General features: G+C 59.1%; 22 protein-coding genes. 6 read left to right on the top strand and 16 right to left on the bottom strand.

Annotated elements, in window-relative coordinates:
• The first annotated feature begins 22 nt into the window (after positions 1-22).
• Both mutL and rmuC read left to right on the top strand, forming a co-directional pair.
• Positions 23-1,864 carry a DNA mismatch repair endonuclease MutL gene (gene mutL, locus Q1A34_RS07360; RefSeq protein ID WP_300032579.1) on the top strand — a complete coding sequence of 614 codons (1,842 nt, stop codon included), beginning with the start codon at positions 23-25 and terminating at the stop codon, positions 1,862-1,864.
• A complete protein-coding gene (gene rmuC / locus Q1A34_RS07355) occupies positions 1,861-3,099 on the top strand; it encodes a DNA recombination protein RmuC (RefSeq protein ID WP_300032577.1) in 1,239 nt (412 codons plus the stop codon). Before mutL ends, rmuC begins: the two co-directional genes overlap by 4 nt.
• On the opposite strand, the gene uxuA is transcribed toward rmuC, so the two are convergent.
• The 14 genes from uxuA to Q1A34_RS07285 all read right to left on the bottom strand — a co-directional run bounded on the left by uxuA (position 3,090) and on the right by Q1A34_RS07285 (position 18,017).
• Positions 3,090-4,274, bottom strand: coding sequence for a mannonate dehydratase (gene uxuA / locus Q1A34_RS07350; RefSeq protein ID WP_300032575.1), 1,185 nt, complete (start codon positions 4,272-4,274; stop codon positions 3,090-3,092). The two genes, rmuC and uxuA, sit on opposite strands and share 10 nt — an antisense overlap.
• Positions 4,271-5,323, bottom strand: a complete 1,053-nt coding sequence (locus Q1A34_RS07345; protein ID WP_300032574.1) for a Gfo/Idh/MocA family oxidoreductase — start codon at positions 5,321-5,323, stop codon at positions 4,271-4,273. The genes uxuA and Q1A34_RS07345 overlap by 4 nt, the downstream gene beginning before the upstream one ends.
• Positions 5,320-6,321, bottom strand: coding sequence for a Gfo/Idh/MocA family oxidoreductase (locus tag Q1A34_RS07340; RefSeq protein WP_300032572.1), 1,002 nt, complete (start codon positions 6,319-6,321; stop codon positions 5,320-5,322). Before Q1A34_RS07340 ends, Q1A34_RS07345 begins: the two co-directional genes overlap by 4 nt.
• Positions 6,318-7,352, bottom strand: coding sequence for a Gfo/Idh/MocA family oxidoreductase (locus Q1A34_RS07335; RefSeq protein WP_300032570.1), 1,035 nt, complete (start codon positions 7,350-7,352; stop codon positions 6,318-6,320). The genes Q1A34_RS07340 and Q1A34_RS07335 overlap by 4 nt, the downstream gene beginning before the upstream one ends.
• Positions 7,349-8,233, bottom strand: a complete 885-nt coding sequence (locus Q1A34_RS07330; RefSeq protein WP_300032568.1) for a sugar kinase — start codon at positions 8,231-8,233, stop codon at positions 7,349-7,351. Before Q1A34_RS07330 ends, Q1A34_RS07335 begins: the two co-directional genes overlap by 4 nt.
• Positions 8,230-9,111 (bottom strand): DMT family transporter, encoded by an 882-nt coding sequence (locus Q1A34_RS07325; protein WP_300032566.1) that lies wholly within the window; start codon positions 9,109-9,111, stop codon positions 8,230-8,232. The genes Q1A34_RS07330 and Q1A34_RS07325 overlap by 4 nt, the downstream gene beginning before the upstream one ends.
• On the bottom strand, positions 9,111-9,998 hold the full coding sequence (locus Q1A34_RS07320; RefSeq protein WP_300032565.1) for an NAD(P)-dependent oxidoreductase: 888 nt from the start codon (positions 9,996-9,998) through the stop codon (positions 9,111-9,113). Before Q1A34_RS07320 ends, Q1A34_RS07325 begins: the two co-directional genes overlap by 1 nt.
• 12 nt (positions 9,999-10,010) lie before the next feature.
• Positions 10,011-10,895 carry a phytanoyl-CoA dioxygenase family protein gene (locus Q1A34_RS07315; protein WP_300032563.1) on the bottom strand — a complete coding sequence of 295 codons (885 nt, stop codon included), beginning with the start codon at positions 10,893-10,895 and terminating at the stop codon, positions 10,011-10,013.
• Entirely contained in the window at positions 10,888-11,898 is a 1,011-nt protein-coding gene (locus Q1A34_RS07310; RefSeq protein ID WP_300032561.1) for a Gfo/Idh/MocA family oxidoreductase, read from the bottom strand. Before Q1A34_RS07310 ends, Q1A34_RS07315 begins: the two co-directional genes overlap by 8 nt.
• A complete protein-coding gene (locus Q1A34_RS07305) occupies positions 11,895-13,403 on the bottom strand; it encodes a UxaA family hydrolase (RefSeq protein ID WP_300032559.1) in 1,509 nt (502 codons plus the stop codon). Before Q1A34_RS07305 ends, Q1A34_RS07310 begins: the two co-directional genes overlap by 4 nt.
• 10 nt (positions 13,404-13,413) lie before the next feature.
• The gene (locus Q1A34_RS07300; protein ID WP_300032557.1) at positions 13,414-14,361 is read right to left on the bottom strand and encodes a phytanoyl-CoA dioxygenase family protein; all 948 of its coding nucleotides are present in this window, start codon (positions 14,359-14,361) and stop codon (positions 13,414-13,416) included.
• Positions 14,362-14,376: 15 nt separating this feature from the next.
• Positions 14,377-15,999, bottom strand: a complete 1,623-nt coding sequence (locus tag Q1A34_RS07295) for a TRAP transporter large permease subunit (protein ID WP_300032556.1) — start codon at positions 15,997-15,999, stop codon at positions 14,377-14,379.
• Positions 15,999-16,928, bottom strand: a complete 930-nt coding sequence (locus Q1A34_RS07290; RefSeq protein ID WP_300032554.1) for a TRAP transporter small permease subunit — start codon at positions 16,926-16,928, stop codon at positions 15,999-16,001. Before Q1A34_RS07290 ends, Q1A34_RS07295 begins: the two co-directional genes overlap by 1 nt.
• A 69-nt stretch (positions 16,929-16,997) precedes the next feature.
• Positions 16,998-18,017: a TRAP transporter substrate-binding protein gene (locus tag Q1A34_RS07285; RefSeq protein WP_300032552.1), complete on the bottom strand. Its 1,020-nt coding sequence runs from the start codon at positions 18,015-18,017 to the stop codon at positions 16,998-17,000.
• A 187-nt stretch (positions 18,018-18,204) separates the two neighbouring features.
• Here Q1A34_RS07285 and Q1A34_RS07280 point away from each other — a divergent pair, with 187 nt between their 5' ends.
• Positions 18,205-18,894 (top strand): GntR family transcriptional regulator, encoded by a 690-nt coding sequence (locus Q1A34_RS07280; RefSeq protein WP_300032550.1) that lies wholly within the window; start codon positions 18,205-18,207, stop codon positions 18,892-18,894.
• Here Q1A34_RS07280 and denD read toward each other — a convergent pair.
• Entirely contained in the window at positions 18,858-19,841 is a 984-nt protein-coding gene (denD, locus tag Q1A34_RS07275) for a D-erythronate dehydrogenase (protein WP_300032548.1), read from the bottom strand. The two genes, Q1A34_RS07280 and denD, sit on opposite strands and share 37 nt — an antisense overlap.
• On the bottom strand, positions 19,838-20,725 hold the full coding sequence (locus Q1A34_RS07270) for an NAD(P)-dependent oxidoreductase (RefSeq protein ID WP_300032546.1): 888 nt from the start codon (positions 20,723-20,725) through the stop codon (positions 19,838-19,840). The genes denD and Q1A34_RS07270 overlap by 4 nt, the downstream gene beginning before the upstream one ends.
• 201 nt (positions 20,726-20,926) lie before the next feature.
• Between Q1A34_RS07270 and Q1A34_RS07265 the strand changes: the two genes are divergently transcribed.
• From Q1A34_RS07265 to Q1A34_RS07255, 3 genes are read left to right on the top strand one after another with little or no spacing between them, the layout of a single operon-like run.
• Positions 20,927-21,688: an SDR family oxidoreductase gene (locus tag Q1A34_RS07265; RefSeq protein ID WP_300032544.1), complete on the top strand. Its 762-nt coding sequence runs from the start codon at positions 20,927-20,929 to the stop codon at positions 21,686-21,688.
• Positions 21,685-23,484 carry an IlvD/Edd family dehydratase gene (locus tag Q1A34_RS07260; protein WP_300032542.1) on the top strand — a complete coding sequence of 600 codons (1,800 nt, stop codon included), beginning with the start codon at positions 21,685-21,687 and terminating at the stop codon, positions 23,482-23,484. Before Q1A34_RS07265 ends, Q1A34_RS07260 begins: the two co-directional genes overlap by 4 nt.
• Positions 23,471-23,722 (top strand): DUF6552 family protein, encoded by a 252-nt coding sequence (locus Q1A34_RS07255; protein ID WP_300032540.1) that lies wholly within the window; start codon positions 23,471-23,473, stop codon positions 23,720-23,722. Before Q1A34_RS07260 ends, Q1A34_RS07255 begins: the two co-directional genes overlap by 14 nt.
• Positions 23,723-23,729 lie beyond the last annotated feature (7 nt).

Below are 23,729 nucleotides of genomic sequence, written 5' to 3'. Positions count from 1 at the left end.
AAAACATGCTAAGTCTTGGGGCATGTCACTGACTGACCCCAACATAGGCGAAAATCGTCCTGTTATCAGACAACTCGACGAAGGTGCCGTAAACCGCATCGCGGCAGGCGAAGTCGTTGAGCGTCCGGCTTCTGCCGTCAAGGAACTTGTCGAAAACGCAATCGACGCAGGTGCCCGCCGGATCACCGTCGAATACTCGGGCGGTGGCAAGACGCTGATCCGTGTGCACGATGACGGCTGCGGTCTGACGGCGGATGACCTGCCGCTGGCACTCTCGCGCCATGCGACATCGAAAATCGACGGCTCTGATCTTCTGAATATTCATACCTTCGGGTTTCGCGGAGAGGCCCTGCCGTCGCTGGCCGCCGTCGGCCGGCTGACGATCACCAGCCGCGCTGAAGCAGAAGACGGTGTCGAGATTTCGGTGTCAGGGGGGCGGCATTCCGACATTCGCCCTGCCGCCTGCAACACCGGTACAACAGTCACGCTGCGCGACCTCTTTTTTGCCACGCCCGCCCGCCTGAAATTTCTGCGCACAGACCGCGCAGAGGCCCAGGCGATTGGCGATGTGGTCAAACGGCTGGCGATGGCGGAACCTTTTACAGGCTTTGTGCTGCGCGATGTCTCGGGCGATGGCGCGCCGCGGGAAGTCTTTCGCGCGGATGCAGAGCAGGGGGAGCTCTTTGGCGCGCTGCACAACCGCCTCGCGCGGGTCCTGGGGCGTGAATTTGCAGAGAATTCCCTGCCGATTGACGCAGAGCGTGAGGGGCTGCATCTGACAGGATTTGCCGCTCTGCCGACCTATTCCCGGGGATCGGCCGTCGCTCAGTATCTTTTTGTGAACGGGCGTCCGGTGCGGGACAAGTTGCTGATCGGTGCATTGCGGGGCGCATATTCCGATTTCCTCAGCCGTGACCGGCACCCGGCCGCCGCGCTGTTTCTGGACTGTGATCCCAGCCTGGTTGACGTCAATGTGCACCCGGCCAAGTCAGAAGTGCGGTTCCGGGACCCGGGCATTGCGAGAGGCCTGATCGTATCCGCGCTGCGCCATGCGCTGGCTGGCGCGGGCCACCGCGCATCGACCACCGTGGCCGGTGCCACCCTGGGTGCCATGAGACCGGAACCCGCGGGTGCGCGTGTCTACCAGATGGACAGACCTTCTGCAGGTGCGCGGGCGGCATCCTGGTCTGCTCAGGCGCCGCAGTTCGCTGAAACAGCCACACCCTGGGGCCAGGTGACAGAGCCGGCCGAACCGGTTGCCCGGCCTGATGAGGAAACACCGGACTACCCGCTGGGAACAGCGCGCGGACAGGTTCATGAGAATTACATCATCGCCCAGACAGCGACGGGTATTGTGCTGGTGGATCAGCACGCGGCACACGAGCGCCTGGTGTATGAAAAGCTAAAAGCGCAGATGGCGGAGAGTGGTGTCGCCTCACAGGCTTTGCTGATCCCGGAGATTGTGGAACTGACGGCCTCGGACAGTGCGCGGCTGATGGAGCACGGGGATGATCTGGCCCGTCTTGGTCTGGTGATCGAACCGTTCGGCGGTGATGCAATCGCCGTCCGGGAAACACCGGCGGTGCTGGGAACGGTGAATGCGCGGTCAATGATCATGGATGTGCTCGACGAGCTTGCGGACCAGATGCGCTCGGACACGGTACAGGCCCGTATCGAGGCTATTCTCAGCCGTGTGGCCTGTCACGGATCTGTCCGCTCGGGCCGCAGAATGCGGGCCGAGGAAATGAACGCCCTGCTGCGCGAAATGGAGGCCACACCGCATTCCGGCCAGTGCAACCATGGGCGGCCCACATATGTTGAACTGAAGCTGAGCGATATCGAACGGCTCTTTGGGCGCACATGATCGAGATTGCTGGCAATACCTATCAGTTCGGCGACCCGGTCGTGATTGCAGCGCTTGGAGGCGCGGGAATTGTCCTGCTGGTGCTGGTTCTGCTGATCATGGCGGTCCGGGCTGCGGGCCAGTCCGCGCGGATGACAGCGCCTCTGGCACAGCAGATCGGCCTGTTGGGCCAGAACGTGCAGCAGCTGGGTGCCGGACAGGAACAGTTGCGTGGTGGATTACAGACGGTGTCTGACACCCAGGCCAACGCGCAGGCGCAGGTAATCCAGACAGTCGAGGCACGCCTGTCTTCTGTTCAGCAGCAGATGCAGGACAGGCTGGCGGAGAACGCGATGCGGTCCCAACGAGCGCTGACAGAGATGCAGGAACGGATGAAGGAAACCCTGCACGGATCCTCAAAACAGACGACGACATCTCTTACCCAGTTACAGGAACGTCTGGCTGCCATCGACAAAGCGCAGGACAATATCACTCGGTTGTCCGGCGATGTACTTTCCCTTCAGGACATTCTCAGCAACAAGCAGACGCGCGGGGCTTTCGGGGAAATTCAGCTGCTCGATATTGTATCCAAGGCCCTGCCCAAAGACAGTTATTCCCTGCAGGCGACCCTTTCCAACGGTAAACGTGCGGATTGCCTCATCCATCTGCCAAACCCGCCGGGCCCTATTGTGATCGACAGCAAGTTCCCGCTGGAGGCCTATGAGGCACTGCGCCGGGCGGAAACAGAATACGACCGGAACGAAGCGGTCAGGATGCTGCGGACGTCCGTCAAAAAACACATCTCGGACATCTCGGAAAAGTACATCCTGGAGGGTGAAACGGCAGACGGTGCATTGATGTTTCTGCCGTCAGAGGCTGTTTATGCGGAACTGCACGCGAATTTTCCCGAACTGGTGCGCGCGGGTTTTGATGCCCGTGTGTGGATCGTTTCGCCCACGACCTGCATGGCGACACTGAACACCATGCGGGCGATACTGAAAGACGCGCGGATGCGCGAGCAGACGGGTGCGATCCGCAAAACCCTCAAACAACTACATCGTGACGTGGAGATCGTTGTGGAGCGGGTCGGCAAACTGAACACGCATTTCGGGCAGGCGCGGGCCGATCTCGATGGTATCTCAACGGCAGCGGAACGGGCCGGAAAGCGTGCCGCAAGGCTGGACAACTTTGATTTTGAGGAAATCAGCCCGGATGACAACGCCCGTGTTGTGCCGCTGGCAAAACCTCACCCCTGACAGGCAGCCATGATCCCGCGCAGCTCTGCGAGGCCCCGCATACGCCCGATGAGCGGATAGCCGGGCATTGTGTCTGCCGCGAGATCGCTGAGCAGTTCCTGACCGTGATCCGGGCGCATGGGGATTTCAGCATCAGTGCGGCCCATTCGCCTGCGGTTCGCCTCTTCCTGCATCAGCGCACAGATGGTCCCGACCATGTCGGTGTCGCCCTCAAGATGAGGCGCTTCGAAAAAATCCGGCCTCTTCGGGTCGGGACCGGGCACGCGTTTTGTATTCCGCAGGTGAACGAAATGAATGCGCGGACCAAGCCTTTGCACAAACCCGACCGGATCAAACCCAGGCGCCACGCCAAGCGAACCGGTACACAGAGTTGCACCACTGGCTGGAATGTCTGCGGCTTCCAGAACGCTGGCATAGTCATCGGTCGATGACATGACCCGTGGCAACCCCAGCAGGGGAAAGGGCGGATCATCCGGATGACAGCACAGACGGATGCCAAGATCCTGAGCATGGGGCGCGACCTCTGACAAAAAGTCGATGAGGTTCTGACGCAGGCGGGCGGCATCAATGCCATCATATGTGGCAAGGCGGGTCGACACATCTGACAGTGTCCATGTGTCATTCGCACCGGGCAGGCCCGCGATGATGTTGTTCTGCAGGCTTCTTCGCTGTTGCTCAGAAAGTGCCGAATAACGCGCCCTCGCGTCTTCCAGCAGTTCGGGCGAATAGTCTTCAGCTGCCGTCGCCCGCTGCAGGATATGCAGATCGAATACTGCGAAATCCAGCAGTGAAAAATGCATTGCCGTTCCACCATGCGGCTGCGGCGCGCGCAAGATCGTGCGGGTCCAGTCGAGGATTGGCATGAAATTGTAACAGACGGTGTGAATACCAGCCTGCGCAAGGTTCGTCAGGCTGGCCCTATAGGCGTCGAGATTTGCGGCATAGCCAGGACCTTTGGTCTTTATCGTTTCTGAAACCGGCAGGCTTTCTACGACGTCCCAGGTGAACCCGGAAGCCGCAAGCAGATCAATACGCTCGCGTATGGAAGCAGGGTCCCAGACATCTCCGGGCGCAATGTGGTGCAATGCGGTTACGATCCCTTCCACACCCACCTGGTGCAGTTGGGACAGCGGGATTTTGTCTTTGGGCCCAAACCAGCGCCAGCATTGTTTCATGGGTGCCAACCTCCGTACAGCGGGTGCGTTTTGGTCAATGGCAGCTTCACAGGCTGCCCGCTGCGCGCCGCCTGATAAATTGCTGTCACCAGTTCGACAGAGGCGGCACCTTCTGCCAGTGTAACAGCCCTGTTTTTGCTGCCGGACAAGGCCAGGCCGACCTCTGAAAGAAAGCCCTCAAACCCGGTTGCCTCTGCATTGGCGTTGGAAACAATGGTGTCCAGTTCCGCCTGCCTGTCCGGCTCCCGTGCAGCGAACGTCCAGTCTGCAGCGCCGGGCGCATAGGGCGCTGTATCCGAGGTCGCGGTCATATTCTCAAACACCACTCGGATTCTCGTTTCATCCACCGCCGCGCCGAGCGTCACCGAACTGGTAACAAGAGAGCCATTCTGCATCCGAAAGCACAGCGCGGCACAGTCTTCTGTTTCAATCGGGTTGACCCGGGTTGCCGTAAAAGCGGTGACCTCAGAGACCGGGCCCATGAACTGTGTCATCAGATCATGATTGTGAATGGCATGACCCAGCACGGCACCACCCTGTTCACCGGCCCATGTACCGCGCCATGGAACGGCATAATAGTCAGCGCCGCGTGACCAGTGCGTTTCGATGGATGCAACCTGTGGCTTGCCTGCAAATCCGCATTCTGTCAGGGCGCGCAGTTTTGCAAGCGCCGGCCCCCATCTGTACTGAAAAACGGGAAAGACCTGCCGGTTCGCGTCAGAGGATGCGCGGCGCAGGGCATCCACATCCTGCATTGACGTTGCCAGAGGCTTTTCGCAGATGACATGTTTGCCCGCTGCGAGCGCGCGCAGGGCAACCGGCACATGCAGATGCGGCGGCAGACAGATATCGATCAGATCAATCTGAGGATCAGCCAGTGCAGTATCAATGTCCGGGTTGATACCGCAGGCATCGCCCCGAAGCAGTGATGCCGCCCGCCCGGTATCCTGGTCAATCAGCCAGGTCACCTGAAAATCCTCAGGTAATCTGCGATAAGCGGCGAGATGTTCCGCACCGATACCTGCGCCCAGGATTGCAACACTTATCATGTCTGGTTGGCGCGTTTCTGCGCCTGCAGGGCGAGTTCCATGACCAGAAAACAATGCGCCTGCGTCATTGCTGTTTCCGTACGCTCCCGTATGTCCCTGGACAACCTTTCAAAGTAGGGCAGCCCGGCATCCGATGCATCGATCTTTGTGCACTCTGATCCGTTCACCAGGATCAGGTGATCTGTGCCGGGCGAGCCACCAACATCTGTATACTTGCGCAATTCGATGTACCCTTGGGTGCCCAGGATAGTCAGGCGGCCATCCCCCCAGGTTGGAAGCGCGTCCGGCGTAAACCAGTCCACGCGGATGTAGCCGGTGCCGTTTTCGCTGCGTAGCGAAAGCTCGCCAAAATCCTCTAAACCCGGATCGTCCGGATTGGCGTAGTTCGCTGTAAATGAATGTGTAATTTCGGCTGTAGCTGCTCCTGTGAAATGCAGAAACTGGTCTATCTGATGGGATGCAATGTCCGTCAGAATGCCGCCATAGCGTTCACGCTGAAAAAACCACGCAGGCCGCGTGGCGCGGTTGAGCCGGTGCGGGCCCAGGCCTACCGTTTGCACCACTTTTCCAATTGCCCCCGCTGCCACAAGCTCATCCGCGCGTGTGACAGCCGGAACTTCAAAGCGTTCTGAGAAATTAACCGACCAGATGCGCCCTGTCTCAGCTACGCAGTCTTTGATCTGGTCGAGTTGTTCAAGGGTCGTGCAGCCGGGCTTGTCTGTCATGACATCCATACGGTTGCGCATGGAAGAGACGGCCAGATCAGCACGATCTGCGGGCACGGCTGCAATAAGGGCGAGATCGGCACCGCTGTTCAATGCATCATCCAGCCTGTCGAAACGGGGTAAAGTGGGAAACCGTTTCCTGAAGCCGGGCAGAGTTTCAGGGTTGCCATCGGTCCAGTAGCCCAGGCACTCCGCCCCGGTTGCCAGCATGTTTTCGGTCATGCCGTAGATGTGGCGGTGATCAAGACCAATTGCTACGAACTTCAGTGTCATACCCGTTCCACCTCTGTCCTCTGTCCTGTTTCTGAAGACGTTGCCATTGCCGTAATCACTGCCTGCGCAGCCAATGCACTGCGCCCACTGGCCAGCGGTTCGCGCCCCTGAGCAAGGGACGTGACGAAGTCTTCCAGCACCGTTTGATGCCAGGCGTGCGTAAAGGCCATTGGATCTGCGCCCCCGCCGGTTGCAGCGGTTTCACCGACCGATTCTACGCCACCGCTCATATCCGTGAGTGTCAGCACGCCGGACGCCAGGTGCGCGCAGCCCTGGGTTCCCTGAACTGAAATGCTCTCAGCACCACCCGGGAAAGCGGCCGTGGTTGCGGTCAGGACCCCGGCTGCGCCATTTTCCATCTGCAAAAGAGTTGCAGCCCAATCCTCCGCCTCCAGACTGTGCAGGGGTGTCCGGTGCATCATGGCCGTCAGCGAGCGGACAGGTCCAAGCAGCCAGAGCGCAAGATCAAGAGAATGAATGGCCTGGTTGATCATGACCCCACCGCCATCCCGGGCGTATGTGCCGCGTCCCGGCGCGTCGTAATACGCCTGGTCTCGCCACCAGGGAACCCGGATATCCACGGTTGCGATCTGGCCCAGTTCGTTATTGGCAAGAGCCTTTTGCAACGCCTGGGAGGCCTCCCTTGCGCGGTGCTGCAGGACAATACCAAGCGGAACACCAGCGCGCTCACAAAGCGTCACGACAGACACCGCAGCGGGCAGGCTGCGTTCCACAGGCTTTTCCATAAGGATTGGTATTTTTTCGGCGGCAAGCGCCGTGGTGATTTCCATGCGCGCGTCTGGCGGCGTCGCGACAATCACAAAATCCGGTCTGGCTGACAGGACTGCTGCCATGTCGCCCAGGACGGGCACCGGATACCCGAGCATGCGGGATGCTTTCTGTGCAAAGGCTTCTGCACGTTCACGATTGCGTCCCATAACCCCGGACAACATGACCTGCGGTGTCGCATCGCGGATAGCCAGCAGGTGGGTCTCTGCGACCATGCCCAGACCGATCAGAACCGTCTTCATATGGCGTCTGGCGGGATGATGGCCCCTCTGTGTGCCACAACACGCGCCGCGCAGGCATGACCGGCCATCAGCGCTTCGGCTTGTCCGGCACCCGTAAGCAGCGCGCCCAGATAGCCGCCGTTAAAACTGTCTCCGGCGGCTGTTGTGTCCAGGACTTTGCTTGCTGGTGGGTAAGACTGTTGTACGTCCTGCCCGAGGCTCAGCGGGCCATCTGCACCCTGCTTGAGGGCGCCGGCCATGCCGAGATCTTGAAACCGGCGGGCCACATCTTCAGCCGATTGCTCAAAAAGAGCCATTTCATCGTCGACCGACGGCAGGGCGATATCTGCGCGGGCCCAGAGAACGGATGTCACAGCCCGGGCCGTCGCCGCATCCTCCCACAGCGCAGGCCGGAAGTTGCTGTCATAGGCAAAGCGCACGCGGCTTTGCGCCAGCCAGTCCAGCAGTGCCAGACGTACGGGATGCGGCAGGATCGCCATCGTGATGCCGGACAGGTAAACGACATCGAAACTATCCAGAACCGAAAAGTCCGGCTCTTTGCCGCCCTGAAACATCCGCCGCGCGGCTGAGGCATTACGCCAGTAGGTAAAAGACCGTTCTCCGTCCGGCGTCGTCGTAATCGCATAAAGACCAGGCGTCGCATCGGGCAGGGATACCAGATGATCGCAGCCGATTTTCTGGGACGCGATGAATTCGTGGATTTTCTGTGAGAAAGGGTCGTCCCCGATACAGGACACATAGTCGACCTGCAGCGCCGGGGCACAGCGTTTCAGATAGATGGCGGTATTCAGGGTATCCCCGGCCACGCCGACACCCGCTGTATCGCCCATCATGGACAGTTCGATCATTGCTTCGCCGACGCAGGCGACTTTCATATTCATTTCTGTTCCCGTTTCCAGATGATCAGTCCTGACATCACAATGATCAGCGCGCCCGTGACAGTCCAGAAGTCGGGCAAATGGTCAAAGACCAGCCAGCTGAGGCCGGCGATGTATATCATGAATGAATAGGTGTAGGGCATCAGCGTATTGGCCGAGCCGAAAAGATGCGCCGTGGTCAGCAGCTGGTGGCCACTCCAGCCGAGGACACCAAGCCCGATGAGCAGGCACCAGCCGAGCAGGTCCGGCGGCATCACCCAGGCCCAGATGGCAAAGGGAAGCAGCACAGCGGTTCCCAGTGCGCCCATGTAAAACTGCATTGTCTCAGTGGCGACCAGCCCGGCCAGCCTGCGCGTCATCAGAGAATAAAGCGCCAGTGCGGTCGCGTTGTACATCGGCAGGATCATCGCCGGATGAAAGGTCTCTCCAAACGGTCGGATCACGACGAGAACGCCCGCAAACCCCAGAAGTATGGCACCCCAGCGCCAGGGGCCGATCTGTTCCTTCAGAACCGTCATCGACAAAAAGCACACGATGATCGGACTGGAGAACATAATTGCCGAAATCACCGTGAGCGGCAGAAAGTTCAGCGCATAAAAATTCCCCAGTGTCGCGGAGATCAGCAGCGATGAACGGAAGAGGACCTGCCACAGATGCCCCGTACGCAGCCTGTCGCTGTCGAACCCTTCACGGAACGTCACAACAAGAGAAATGGCGAAATGGCCGGCATAACGCATGAAGGCCAGCTGAAACGCCGGATACCCTGCAAGCACGAGCCATTTCGCAGAAGTGTCCACCAGCGCAAAGAGAAACCAGGCGGCCAGCATCATCATAATGCCAAGCTGTGGTTTGTCCTCAAGCGCGCGGGCGGCGACGGCCATTACTTACCAAACCGTGCGGCAAAGAAGTCGACCATCTGGCTGACCATTTCATCGGCCTGACCGTTGTCGCGGGCTTCGGTCAATGCTGCCAGTGCGCAGCGTGACATGATGCTGTCCACACCTGCGTCATCGGCCATTTGTTTGTAATAACCTACGTCCTTGGCCGCATTCTTGATGGCAAAGGCGAGCTGGTTCGGATCACCATCCACGCCGTATCCTTTTACAAAATCCATCATGCCCGAGTGCAGTGGGCCGGCGGCCATAACACTGTAGACTTTTTCACGGTCCACCCCGGCGACGTCCGCCATTGCAAAGGCTTCTGCCATCGCGTTTGCGACTGTCATGCCGAAAAAGTTGTTGATCAGTTTGATGGTATGGCCGGATCCCAGCGCGCCGAGGTGAAACACGTTCTCGCCGAGGTCCTTCAATACAGGTTCAACCTTGTCAAAAGCCTCTTTGTCGCCGGAGGTCATGATGTTCAGCAGCCCGTCCTTGGCATGTGAGGGCGTGCGCCCCAGCGGCGCATCCAGGTACGTACCGCCCGCAGCGGAAACCTTTTCGCCCAGCATCCGGGTGCTGCCTGGCAGCGACGTGCCAAAGTCGATGACAACGGTGCCCGGTTTCATACCGGCAATCACGCCATCATCGCCCAGCATCCGGCTTTCGACGTGGTCCGACGTGCCCATGCACAGCATAATGATGTCCGATGCGACGGCGACGTCGCGGGCGCTGCCCGCCTCGCTCGCGCCACGGCTCAGGGCCTGATCGATGTAAGTGCGGTCACGGTTGCCCAGAACGGTCAGGGCATAGCCCTGGTCCTGTAGCCTGCCGACCATGGCACCGCCCATAAGTCCGAGGCCAATGAAACCGATTGCTGGCTGCGTCATGTCTGTCTCCTGTCAGATGGTGTCAAAGGCACGTTTTTTCATGCCTTTCTGAATTTCGTAAATGGAAATGGGTACATCGGGTTGTGGCTGTGGAATGCGGACCGGAATGTCCTTCAGGCGCGGGTTCTTTGTCGTCTGACCGCACAGCATCCGCGTGTCATAGTCCTCGATCCCGTCCCATTTTGTCATAGACCCCATGATCGGAAAGGCATCAGCTGCCATCATCTCATAGAAAAGAATACGACGCGCACGATCAGAGGTGTTCAGCGCTGACCCGTGCACGATCCGGCCATGATGGATGCTAACGGATCCGGCAGGCCCCGTGAGTTGCACAGCGTCGGCCGGGTTCAGGCCGTTTTCCTCTGGCAGCATGGCGCCCGCAAAAACGCCGTCTACGTGGTGATCAAAAACCGGGCCTTTGTGGCTGCCCGGATAGACCATCAACGGCCCGTTTTCCGGCGCCATATCATCAAGGATCACGCCGATCGCCAGTATGTCGTCGTTGGTATGCGGGTAAAAGGCATAGTCCTGATGCCATTCAACGGCTGCACCGTAACCGGCTGATTTCATATTCAGTTTCGTCGTGTGCAACCGCAGGTCCGGGCCGATCAGATCCCGCGCCGGTGCAAGGATATGATCCGAATACATCAGGTCGCGCACCACGTCCGATATCGTGTGCGGCAGTTTAATCCGGCGCAGACGCGGGTCTGTGGCGGTATGGCTGTCTTCCAGGTCGAGACGTTCGTTGCTGGCGGTCATGGTAGCCGCCTCTTCTTCAAAACGCGCGATTTCGGCGTAGATTTTCGCCAGCCAGTCCGCCGGGATGCGGTTTTCCAGAACGAGGTAGCCATGCTCCTCGTAGTGCGCGATCTGATCCGGTGTGAGTGTTTCAGCCATAACGCTTTTCTCCGGGTTTGGTGGCCAGCTGTGCTTCGATGTCCAGGGCCACAGACAATGTGCGCGCGGCATCCGCCACGTCGATCAGCGGTCTGGCGCGCCCTTCCATAACGTCGAGGAAATGGTCCAGCTGTCTGTCCAGTGGTACCGTTTCATCATCCGGACCGGACAAATCCCGCGAAACGGCAGGCCGCGACCAGTCAGTACCCTGCCAGAGTGTCATGGAGGGGAAACTCACAGCACCCTTTGTTCCCGTGATCCACATCATGTCCTGGCCTGTGGTGCCGATATTGGGGTTCTCGCCGGTGCCGGCCTCAAAACCCCAGGGGCTGGGCGCGGTATCCGCAAAGCTGATGGTGCCGGTCGCACCGTTTTCAAAACCCAGCGCCACTGCGCCGCTTTCAATGCGGTCCGTTCCGCGCAACGCGCGGCCGGGCAGGGCGATGGTCTGGGTGATTTCACCCACAACATGCCGCAAAATATCGATGTCATGCACCAGGTTGATCATGACCGGGCTGCCCCCGGCCGTGCGCCAGTTCCCCATGAAATAGTCATCAGGTTTGCGCATGGCCCAGATCAGAGAAACAGTGACCGCCTCTCCGATTGTGCCGCCTGCCAGCACGTCTTTGAGCCGTGCGACGCGTTTGTGATACCGACGGTGGTGGCCGACCAGTGACTGCACCCCTGCCTTTTGCACGGCCTGCTGCAACGCCAGAGCCCCGGCCATGTCGCCGGCTACGGGTTTCTCAATCAGCATATGCCAGCCACGCGATGCAGCGTAAACACCGTGGGCGCTGTGCAGGTGGGTTGGGGTCGCGATGATGACCCCGTCCACATTGTCCGGCGCGTCGGCCATATCGGCATACCGCGTGACCGAGCCATCATTCATGCAGTCCGGATCAGGATCGACCAGTCCGGTAAGCGTGCAGCCAGGGTGCGCGCGCACGGCCCCGACATGCCGCGCGCCGATCAGCCCGCCACCGACGACAAGGATGCGTTTCACATCACCGCTCCGATCTGCCACGGGACAAATTCAAAGTCCCCCAGCCCCTGGGCCTCGGACTTGCTGGCTTCGCCAGAGGCCACCCGCAGGAACATGTCATAGATCTCACGACCTTTTTCCTCGACGCTGACGCCTTCGGTCAGAATGGTTCCGGCATCCACGTCCATATCTTCGTGCATGCGTTTTGCCATAGCCGAATTGGTAGCCACTTTGATCGTGGGGCTGGGTTTGGAGCCAAAGGCCGAGCCGCGTCCGGTGGTAAAGCAAACGAGATTACAGCCCCCGGCGATCTGGCCTGTGACCGACGCCGGATCGTATCCGGGGCTGTCCATAAAGGTGAAGCCGCGCGCGGTTACCGGTTCGGCGTATTTGTAGACACCCATCAGCGGGGATGTTCCACCTTTGGCCGCGGCTCCCAGCGATTTTTCCAGGATGGTGGTCAGGCCACCCTTTTTGTTGCCGGGCGACGGGTTGTTGTCCATCGAACCCTTGTTGCGGGCTGTGTAATCTTCCCACCAGCGGATCAGCCCGATCAGCCGGTCGCCCGTTGCACGATCCGTCGCCCGCCGTGTCAGAAGATGCTCGGCGCCGTAAATCTCGGGCGTTTCGGCCAGAACACCAGTGCCGCCCTGTGCCGCGAGCAGGTCGCAGGCATACCCCAGGGCCGGGTTTGCGGTGATTCCGGACCAGGCGTCGGATCCGCCGCACTGCAAGGCGACTTTCAGCTCGGATGCCGGGCAGGGGGTTCGTGTTGCCTCATTGGCAATGGGCAGCATGGCTTCGATCTTCTGGATGCCCATCTCGACCGTGCGTCGCAGACCGGCCACGGACTGGATATTCATCACCTGAAAGGTCGGGCCCTGTTCCAGCCCGTAGGCTTCGAGCAGCCAGTCGATCTGGTTCATCTCGCAGCCCAGACCAACCATCAGCACCGCAGCATGATTGGGGTGGCGCGCATAGCCCCACATCACGCGCTGCAGGGCCTCGAACCCGTCACCGCTGTCAGCCATCCCGCAGCCGGTGCCATGCACAAAGGCCACGACGCCATCGACATTCGGATAGTCCGCCAGCCGCCCGGGCGTGAAATGGGCCGCAATCTGGCGCGCGGCGGTGGCCGAACAGTTCACCGAAGTGACAATCGCGATGTAATTGCGCGTGCCCACAGCACCGCTGGCCCGCTGGTAGCCCATAAATGTGTCGCGCGCGTTTTCTGCCACAGGCGTCACCGGGCGCAGGTCAGTAGAGAATTCGTAGTCGGCCTGCGTATTGCGGAATTCTACGTTCTGTGTGTGCACATGATCACCAGCCGCGATGTCGCCCGCAGCATAGCCGATGATCTGGGCGTATTTGCGGATGGGTTCACCGCCCGGAATATCGCGGGCGGCGATCTTGTGCCCGGAGGGGATCAGCGCCCGGGTTGTGACATCCCCGAGCGAAACGCCTGCTTCCAGCGCGCGGGTCGCAGTCACGACATTGTCGGACGGATCAAGACGAACGGTGTCCATGTGGTCTCCTTTACGCGCAGAACGGCGCGTCGCTTTGCCAGCGGTGGATAGGTATATGTTGTTGGGTTGCCAGGCGCGTGCGCGCATCTTCCCACATTATCTGCCACCGGCGCCAGTCTGTCAGCATCGTTTCTGGTGCAGCATGGCTGCGCGCCACAAAATCGGGGAAATGTGCCCGGCCCGTTGGCTGCCCGGTCACATTGTAGCGAATATCAAACGACCACCTGAAACCATTCGTGACATTCACGCGGGAAGAATGGGGCGTCAGCGGGTGGAACAACACAATGCCGCCAGCCCCAACGGGCAACGGGACCGCCTGTGCCGCGTCAACGAACCCGTCGGCTATGGCCGTCTGGGTTTTGGGGCAGTGCGGCAGCATCTCGCGGTGCTGGCCGGGGATCACCTGCAGGCATCCGTTTTCAGGCGTTGCATCCGTCATGGCAATCCAGACAGTGATCATGTCCGTGCCGTCGGCTTCTTCCAGCCCCACGCCCCGGTCCTGGTGCCAGTCAGTCGCAGTTATGTGCGCGCGGACTTCATCCCCTTTCAGCGTTTTTGCGGGCGGTTTGATGCGTACGTGCTGGATCGGGTTGGAAGTGATTTCGGGACCAATGAGTGCCTGCACTATGTCCAGAATATCCTCGCAGCGCAGCAGATCGAAAACACCCGGTCCGAAATGCATGGGCGTGTTTTCGGTGATGGTGTCGCCCGGCAGGCTGATGTCCATCGGCTGAAACCAGTCAAGCCCGGCGTCATATGCCGTTTGCAGCTTGTCCCAGAAAGTCATGCCACAGCCTGGTTTTTCGACTTTCCCGGCTTCGAACCAGCCCTGGTACAGGCGATCCATCAGCTTCGCATATTCCTCTCGCACCGCCTCCAGGGTGACTGCGGGCACGACGTCTGGCACGACCAGATATCCGTCTGTCCGAAAGCTGTTTATCTGATCTGTTGTCAGCATCCCGTGCCTCGGAAATCAGAGCAGGACAGATACGATCGGCGGCCAGATCAGCAACACAGACAGAGCGCAGAGCTGAATGCCGATAAAGGGCAGGAAGCCTTTGAAGATGTCGGTCAGGCTGATGTGCGGCGGCGCTACAGACTTGAGGTAGAAGGCCGCGGGGCCAAAGGGCGGGCTGAGAAAGCTGACCTGCATGTTCATGCAGAAGACCACGCCGAACCAGATCGCCACATGGCGCGGGTTCAACTCGCCAAAGACACCTATCTCCTCAATCGGCAGACGCTGCACAATGGGCAGAAACACCGGAATGATCAGCAGAACAATGCCGACCCAGTCCATGAAGGCACCCATAAAGAGCAGGATCAGCATCATCGCCAGGATGATCCCCATGGTTGGCAGGTCCGAGCCGACGATGAAATCGGCAACATAGGTCGGACCACCGGCAATGGTATAGGCACCCGCGAGTGCGGCCGCACCAATGGTCACCCAGATGATCGTCCCGGTGGATTTCAGGGTCCGCATCAGGCTGTCCCACACCAGATCAAATGATCCCTCGCCACGCAGGATGGCGATGACCAGAACCGCCAGCGCGCCCATGCCTGCGGCCTCGGTAATGCCCGTGATGCCGCCATAGATCGAGCCCATCACGACCCCGATCACCACGATAGGGGGCACCAGGCCTTTGCCCATTGACCAGCCGGTGGCCGTCGCGGCACGGCCCAGAACGCCGAACATGAGCACAAAGGAGATCACCAGCGCGCCGCCGAACCAGGGCAGGTAGTCGGCCGTGCCATAAGCAAAGGCCGCAGCGGTGTTCGACGCATTCTGGCCGGACAGTTCAAAGAACAGCGCGCGCAGGAAGAGCACGGTGGAAAACCCTGCCACCAGTACCGACAGAAACGCGATGAAGAGTTTGAACTTTTCAAAACCGCGCGGCTCACCTTCTACCGGTTCGGGCAGGGGTGCGTCGCTGGGGCGCAGCTGCGTCCGGATGATGATGTAGATGATGATGAAACTCGCCAGCATGAAACCTGGCAGGAAAGAGGCCGTAAACAGCGCCTTGATCGAGGTTTCCGTGATCAGGCCATAAATGATCAGAACGATGGATGGTGGGATCATCGTGCCCAGCGAACCCGAGGCACAGATCGTCCCGATGGCAAGGTTCTGATTATAGCCCAGGCGCAGCATCTGTGGCAGAGCGATCAGGCCCAGCAGAACAACCTCTCCGCCGATGATCCCGGACATCGCGGCCATGATAACGGCCATGATCGAGGTCACGATTGCAATACCGCCGCGGGTGCGGTTCAGCCAGATGTTCAGTGAGGAATACATATCCTTGGCAATGCCCGACCGTTCCAGCAGCGCTGCCATAAAGATGAACAGCGGGATGGATATGAGAACATAATCCGTCAAAAGCCCGTATATCTTCTGCGCGAGAATGTTCAGGGGCCCTGATCCGGGTCTGCCTGTCAGAATACCATCCCCGAAGCTCAGCGGGTCCATCAGGAGCGCTGGTTCGAATTTCATAACAAGCACCAGCACGGCGAGAATGGCCGAGGCAAAGCCCAGCGGCATCCCGATGGCAAGCAGCAGAACAAGGCCCAGCATGAGGACCAGTGAGATCGTTCCGATATCCATCAGTTTTTCCCCGGTGTCGTCTGTTGAATGGCGCCGCGCGTTACGTCCAGATCGCTGGTGCCATCGCTGCCAACCGCAGCTTTAAGGCGTTCCAGCTCGTCCTGGTCGATGTCATCTGCGGCCGAATGGATAACCGGTTCGGCGTTCCAGTCAGAAATCAGGTTCACCACGGCCTGAAAGGCAACAAGAACGATTACCAGTAGAACCATCGGTTTCAGTGTTGCGGGGATTGGCGGATCAAACGCCGTGCCAAAGGTTTCCCAGCGGTAGAATTTGTCAAACGCCTCGCCGTAACCGCCGTAGACCAGAAAGAAGGCAAAGGTCACGATGAGCAGCGTGGAGATGCAGTCGCAGACGCGCTGCAGCGTGCGCGGCAGCATGTCGTAGAGCAGAAAGATGCGGATGTGGCTGCGCTGTTGCATGGCATAAAGACCTGCGCACAGAAAGACGAAGCCAGCCAGCCAGAGCGACAGCTCGTTGGCCCACAGGGTCGGTGCCTCAAAGACATACCGCAGGATGACCTCGTAGATCATGACCGAGCAAAGCAGAACGATCAGCATCATTGTCAGCCGGCCGATGAACACAGCCAGCCGATCCAGCGGCTTCCAGCTTTCGAATTCCATGGGCGCGCGGCGTACCGTGCGCACACCGATCACACCGAAAACCGGCAGCAGTACAAGAGCTGCCCAGTCCACAGCATCTGCGTAGCCACCAAAAAGGCCGGCCAGACCGGGCGTGACATCAACCCGCTCGAACAGTGCACTCAGTTTGTCATATTGCGATGGGTCTGTGGGCGGCACCCAGGACAGGGTAAAGGCAGGAATGTGCCAGGTCAGCCATCCCGCACAGAGAATAAAGGCGAGTGGTACAAGCCATTCGATAAGGCTTCCGGATTTTTCCTGCATGATATCCCCCAACAGACCGGTCATATTTTTGTTGTCCTGACCGGAGACAAAAAGACCCCGCCTGGAGCAGGCGGGGTCTGGTTTCAGCTCAGCTTATTGCTTGAGGCCGAGTTGCTCGAGGTAGGCCAGGTGGCTTTCTACCAGCGCTTTGGCTTCCGGCGTATCGGCGAACTCGGGCCATGTGGCCTGGGCTGCTGCACGGAATTTTGCCAGTTCTTCAGGTGCCCACTGGGACAGTGTCACACCGTCTGCGCGCAGCTGTGCGGCCGCTTCTGCGTTTTTCTTCTCGAACGTCAGAGCAGTGCGCAGTGCCAGCGCTTCCATGGCGACTTTCATGATGGTCTGGTGGTGTGCAGGCATCGCGTCGAATACGGCCTTGTTGCACGCCAGGTGGTCAGACGGCATGGAATGGAAGCCGGGGAAGTTGGCATATTTGACGATGTCATAGAGACCCAGGCCCACGTTGTTTGCGAGACCGGATGCGTCCGCACCGTCGATGATGCCTGTTTCCAGAGCGGTGAAGATTTCGGTGAAGTCCATCACGATGGGCGAGGCACCGAGTTTCTCAAAGATCTTGGTTTCCATGCCGGGGGGCGAACGGAATTTCCAGTCTTTGAAGTCTTCAACCTTGGCGATTGGCTTGGACGAGGCAAAGCTCTCCTGGCCGTAGACCCACCAGCCGATCAGCTCCATACCGTATTTGTTGTAAAGCGGTGCAGCAGCTTCGCGGCCACCACCGAAATACAGCCAGCTCAGCTGCTGATAAGGCGTGTCATAGCCGCCCATGATGTCACCAACGAACTGGAACGCCGAGTTCTTGCCGGTCTGGTAGCCGCCGCCTGTCATGTCGCAGTCGAGAATACCTGTGGAAGCAGCATCGAACGTTTCCACCGATTTAACGACGGAGGACGAGTAGAACATCTCGACCGTGATTTCGCCGTTGGACATTGTCTGAATGTCGTCGATGTACTGCGCGGCCAGTTTGCCGGATACGGTCTCAGGCGCATAGTGCGTCTGAATGCGCAGATTGGTTGCATGGCCGTCGGCCATCGCAGTTGTTGCAGCCAGCGCTGCTATAACGGCTGCTGAAGCCGCCTTTGTGATGATTTTCATTTTGTCCTCCCAGACGTTGAGCGCACTTTTGTTTAAAGGTGCAGATGCCCCTGTTTGATTACGCTGGAGAAACGTTAGGACGTCCCGGGTGCATGGCGCAAGAAAAATTTTATTTTGCACCAATTTTGATATTTGGTTTGAATTTCGTGTTTTTGGACGTACACAAAAAGGGCATGGGAGGGTCTAAATGGGTACGCAGGACGCAGATATTTTTGACGATATGCGTCACAGGCTGATCACCGGTGAGTTCGGCTACGGTACCAAACTGCGCGCTGAAAAGCTACGCTCAGATTACAACTGCTCCGCCAGCACCGTTCGCGAGGTGCTGTTCCGGCTGTCGACGGTGGGTTTGGTCGATTTTCAGGAGCAACGTGGTTTCCGGTCACCCTATCAGTCACGCGAACGTCAGCATGACCTGACCCATATGCGTATTATGCTGGAGAGTGAGGGTGCCTGCCTGTCCATCCGGCTGGGCGGTGTCGAGTGGGAATCACGGCTCTCGGCGGCGCATCACAAACTGTCCCATATCGAAATGCGGGTCCGGTCGTCGGGGGACGTCTCACCCCTGCTCAATCTGTGGAGCCGCGCCGAGCAGGAGTTCCACGAGACACTTATTGAAGCCTGCGGGTCAGCCCTGCTGATTCGCACTCATCTGGTGATTTACGAGCAGTTCCGACAGCAACTTGTGTCGGCGGAAACCAACTATGGCTATTTCGCCGAGAACATTCCGGAGCATCAGGCGATTCTGGATGCTGCTCTGGAGCGCAATGAGGATCTGGTGCGCAAACGGATACATGACCATCTGGCGCGCAATCTGACTCATCCGCTGCCTGGCAAACATCAGACCGTGGCGTTCGGCAAATCCTCGTTGATATAAACCTGAACGATCTCGTCAAAGCTCTCTTCCGCGCGGAAGCCCAAAGCCACTGCACGTTCGGGATTGAAATCACGCGGCCAGCCTTCCACGATCTTCATCACTGCGGCGTCAGGTTGCGGCCTGATCAGATCAACCGCCCCCTGGCCTGCCGCGCGGCGCAATGCCTCAATCTGTTCGGCAACGGTACAGCTGACACCCGGCAGGCTCAGGGCACGCCGCCCGTTCAGCCGTTCAGTGTCCAGCGCTGCCGCATGTACCAGAAAACCTGCCGCAGAACGGGGTGAGGCATGCCAGTGACGCACAGTGTCAGGCACGGGCAGAATGGCCTCCATACCGTTCAGCGGCTCGCGGATAATGCCCGAAAAGAAAGAGGACGCGGCGAGATTTGCCTTGCCCGGCCGGACGCAGATCGTGGGCAGGCGCAGGGACATACCGTCGATAAAGCCCTTACGACTGAAATCTGTCACCATCAGTTCGCAGATCGCCTTCTGCGCGCCATAGCTCGTCTGCGGAGCCGACAGAAATTCATCGCCGATCTGGTCGGGGTAAGGTGCCCCGAAAACGGCAATCGAACTGGTGAAAACCATCTTTGGCACATATGCCCCGGCGCTGCGCAGGTGTTCGTGGCGCAGAGCTTCCAGCAGATGCCACATCGACATCATGTTGATGGCCCAGCCTTTTTCGAAATTGGTCTCAGACTCACCGGACACAATCGCGGCGAGATGAAAGATGATATCGGGTTTGAGGGCAGCAAGCCGCGTGGCTGTGTCAGGGTCCCCCAGATTTCCGGTCATCTGCGCAGGTCCGGCAACGCCACCGGGTGGAAAGCCCATGTCAAAAAGCGTGATGTCCGGCGTGGGGTCGTCTTTCAGACCGCTGGTCATCAGCCGTGCCGCGAGTTTCTGGCCGACCATACCGCCGCCACCAAGGATCAGAACTCTGGTCATACCGGCAATCCGTTTCGCGCTCTCAGTTCAAGATACAGCCCCGAGTGGTCACGTTCGCCGCCATCCATGGCATCGATGAAATGCTGAAACCTGTCGCGGACGTTTTCGGTAGCAGGCAGGGACAGCCCAAGTGATGCGGCCTCGTCCAGCGTGTTGTTCAGATCCTTGACCTGAAATTTGGTCAGGCCGCCGGGATCAAAGTTTCGGGTGCTCATGCGTTCGCCGTGCTGCTGCAGGATCACACTGTCGGCAAAACCGCCCTTTAGGGCTGCCCTTACAGCAGCCGGATCAGCGCCACCCTGTTCAGCCAGCAACATAGCCTCGGCCACAGCCGAAATCGTGACCGCAACAATTGTCTGATTGGCAAGTTTCGCCAGCTGTCCGCTGCCGGACGGGCCCACATGAACAGGGCGCCCCATCGCAGTAAAAACGTCTTTTGCGGCGGCAAAGGTTGCTGCATCGCCCCCGACCATAATGGCAAGACTGGCGGCTTCTGCGCCTTTTGTTCCGCCTGATACCGGCGCATCCAGGTGGCCAAATCCCAGGCCTGTCAGCAGCGCGGCCTGCTCGCGCGCATGTTCTGGTTTGGCCGACGACATATCGATCCAGATCGCTCCGGGCGCCAGCGCCGCCTGCATATCCGGATCGCCGATCAGCGCGCCGGAGGCAAAACCGTCCGACAGCATGGTGATGATGAACTCTGCTCCGGCTACGGCCCCGGATGCAGACGCGGCGACCTTCGCACCGTCCCTCGACAGTGGCTCGGCGCGGGCGATGCTGCGGTTCCAGACGGTGACGTCATGACCTGCGCGCAGGAGGTTCTGTGACATGGGAAACCCCATCAGTCCGGTGCCGATGAGTGTGACCTTGCGGGAATTCGTCATGGGTGCGGTTATCCTCTCATCGCCTCAGACAAGGCTGTAGCCAAAGTTAATACTGTGTCATACGCTAACGGAAACCAGCCGCTGAACCAGCCCGTTTGGCGGTTTTTTTTGACGATAACAGCATCGAGAATGCAGGTCAGCCAAATGCCCGCGTCACAGAGCGTCGCGCGCCAGAAAGCTGACTGCGCCGGGGGGAAAACATTGACAGGTCAACGCCTTAAAGGAAAACGCGCACTGATAACCGCTGCCGGTCAGGGGATCGGACGGGCAACCGCGATCGCAATGGCAAAAGAGGGCGCACAGGTTTTTGCGACAGACGTAAACATGGATGCGCTATCTACGATTCGCGAGGCGAATCACGAAAATATAGAAATTTTCGAACTTGATGCGCGCAGCGATGAAAGCGTGAAAGCGGGTGTTGCCCGGGCCGTTCCGGACATTCTTTTTAACTGCGCGGGCTTCGTGCATCACGGCTCTGTTCTGGAGGCAAAAGACGAGGAATGGGATTTTGCTTTTGATCTGAATGTCCGCTCAATGCTGCGGACCATCCGGGCGGCACTTCCGGGAATGCTGGAGCGTGGCAGCGGGTCAATCGTCAATATGTCCTCGGCCTGTTCGTCTGTAATAGGCGCGCCGAACCGCTTCATTTATGGGACGACCAAGGCGGCGGTGATTGGCCTGACGAAATCTGTTGCCGTGGACTATGTCGCTCGCGGCATTCGCTGCAACTGCATCTGCCCCGGGACTGTCGAAAGCCCCAGCTGGCACGAACGTGTGGATGCCCTTGGCGCACAGTTGGGCAGCAAAGAAGAAGCGCTGAAACAATTCGTATCGCGCCAGCCTATGGGCCGGGTGGCAACGGCAGAGGAAATCGCGGCGCTGGTGGTCTATCTTGGCAGCGACGAAAGCGCCTTTACCACCGGGCACCCCCACATCATTGACGGAGGATGGTCAGGACAATGACCAGAAAAATCGGAATCGAGGATCTGCGGTCGCGCAAATGGTTTATGAACCCGGACAATCCGGAAATGACCGCGCTCTATCTGGAACGATACCTGAATTACGGACTGACACGCGAAGAGTTGCAGTCCGGCAAGCCGATCATTGGTATTGCTCAGACGGGCAGCGATCTGAGCCCCTGCAACCGCCACCACCTGGAACTGACCAAGCGGGTGCGGGACGGGATCATCGCCGCTGGTGGTACCTGCATTGAGGTGCCCGTACATCCTATTCAGGAGACCGGGAAAAGACCCACCGCGATGCTGGACCGGAACCTTGCCTATCTCAGCCTCGTGGAGACACTTTTTGGCTATCCGCTGGATGGCGTGGTGCTGAACATCGGTTGTGACAAGACCACGCCTGCGCTTCTGATGGCGGCGGCGACGGTGAATATTCCGGCAGTGGCTTTGTCGGTCGGTCCGATGCTGAATGGTTACTTCCGCGGGCAGCGTACGGGCTCGGGCACAATCGTCTGGAAAGCGCGCGAGATGCTCGCCGCCGGTGAAATTGACGATGATGGTTTTATGGAGCTCGTTGCGTCTTCGGCGCCGTCTGTGGGCTATTGCAACACCATGGGCACAGCCACGACGATGAACTCGCTGGCAGAGGCACTGGGCATGCAGTTGCCGGGGTCGGCTGCGATACCGGCGCCTTACCGCGAGCGTGGCCAGATCAGCTATGAAACCGGTCGACGGATTGTCGACATGGTCTGGGAGGATCTGCGCCCCTCAGACATCATGACCCGCGAAGCCTTTGAGAATGCGATCGTGATCAATTCGGCGATTGGCGGTTCAACCAATGCGCCCATTCACCTCAACGGCATCGCGCGCCATCTGGGCGTTCCGCTCGACAATGATGACTGGCAAAAGATCGGCCACGATGTTCCGCTGCTGGTGAACCTGCAGCCAGCCGGCGAATACCTGGGCGAAGATTATCAGCACGCCGGCGGTGTCCCTGCCGTTGTGGGCGAACTGATTGCCGCAGGCCTTTTGCCCCATCCGGATGTCATTACCGCCAACGGGGAAACCATGGCCGTAAATTGCGGCCATCTGCGCACGGAGGATGCCAAAGTGATCCGCCCTGCGTCTGATCCGCTGAAAGAGCAGGCCGGTTTCATCAATCTGTCAGGCAACCTGTTTGACAGTGCGATTATGAAAACCAGTGTAATCGGTGACAGCTTTCGCGCCAAATACCTGTCGAACCCTGACGATCTGAACGCGTTCGAAGGCCGGGCCGTTGTTTTTGACGGGCCAGAGGATTTTCATCACCGGATCGACGATCCGGCGGAGAACATCGACGAGGATTGCGTGCTCTTTATGCGCGGTGCGGGGCCCAGGGGGTATCCGGGCGGCGCGGAGGTCGTGAACATGCGCCCGCCGTCGTATCTGCTGAAAAAGGGTGTCGAGGCATTGCCCTGCGTGGGTGACGGGCGACAGTCCGGAACCTCTGGCAGCCCGTCCATCCTGAATGCCTCGCCCGAGGCCGCTGCCGGTGGCGGGCTTGCACTGCTGAAAAACGGCGACCGCGTGCGCATCGATCTGAACAAATGCACGGCGGATATGCTTGTGCCGCTTGATGAACTGGCGGAACGTGGCCGCGCCTTTGAGGCCGCAGGCGGATATAATGCGCCCGAAAGCCAGTCACCCTGGCAGCAGTATTTCCGCGAGAAAGTGGGCCGGTTTGATCAGGGTATGATTCTGGAAGATGCTGATAAATATCAGGACATTTCCCGCAAAGGCATGCCGCGTGACAACCACTGATCGAAAAGGCCCTGATCACTGGCAACTGGTGGATACGGTCAAATGGATCGCCACGGTGATCCAGCTGATCGGCTATGCGCTGACAGGTATGGGCGTTTCACCCTGGAATATCTGGGCGTTTTTTGTGGGAATATTTCTATGGTTTGCAGTCGGAGCGATGTGGAAAGACAAAGCCATCATGGTCGTTCATGTGGGTGCCTTTCTGTCATTGCTCATCGGCTATCTGAACGCCACTTAAGGAGACG

Origin of the sequence: uncultured Roseobacter sp. (assembly GCF_947491795.1) — a bacterium.
GTDB lineage: Bacteria > Pseudomonadota > Alphaproteobacteria > Rhodobacterales > Rhodobacteraceae > Roseobacter.
The sequence above is the reverse complement of the archived record's forward strand: the minus strand, read 5'-3'. Positions and strand labels throughout refer to the sequence as shown.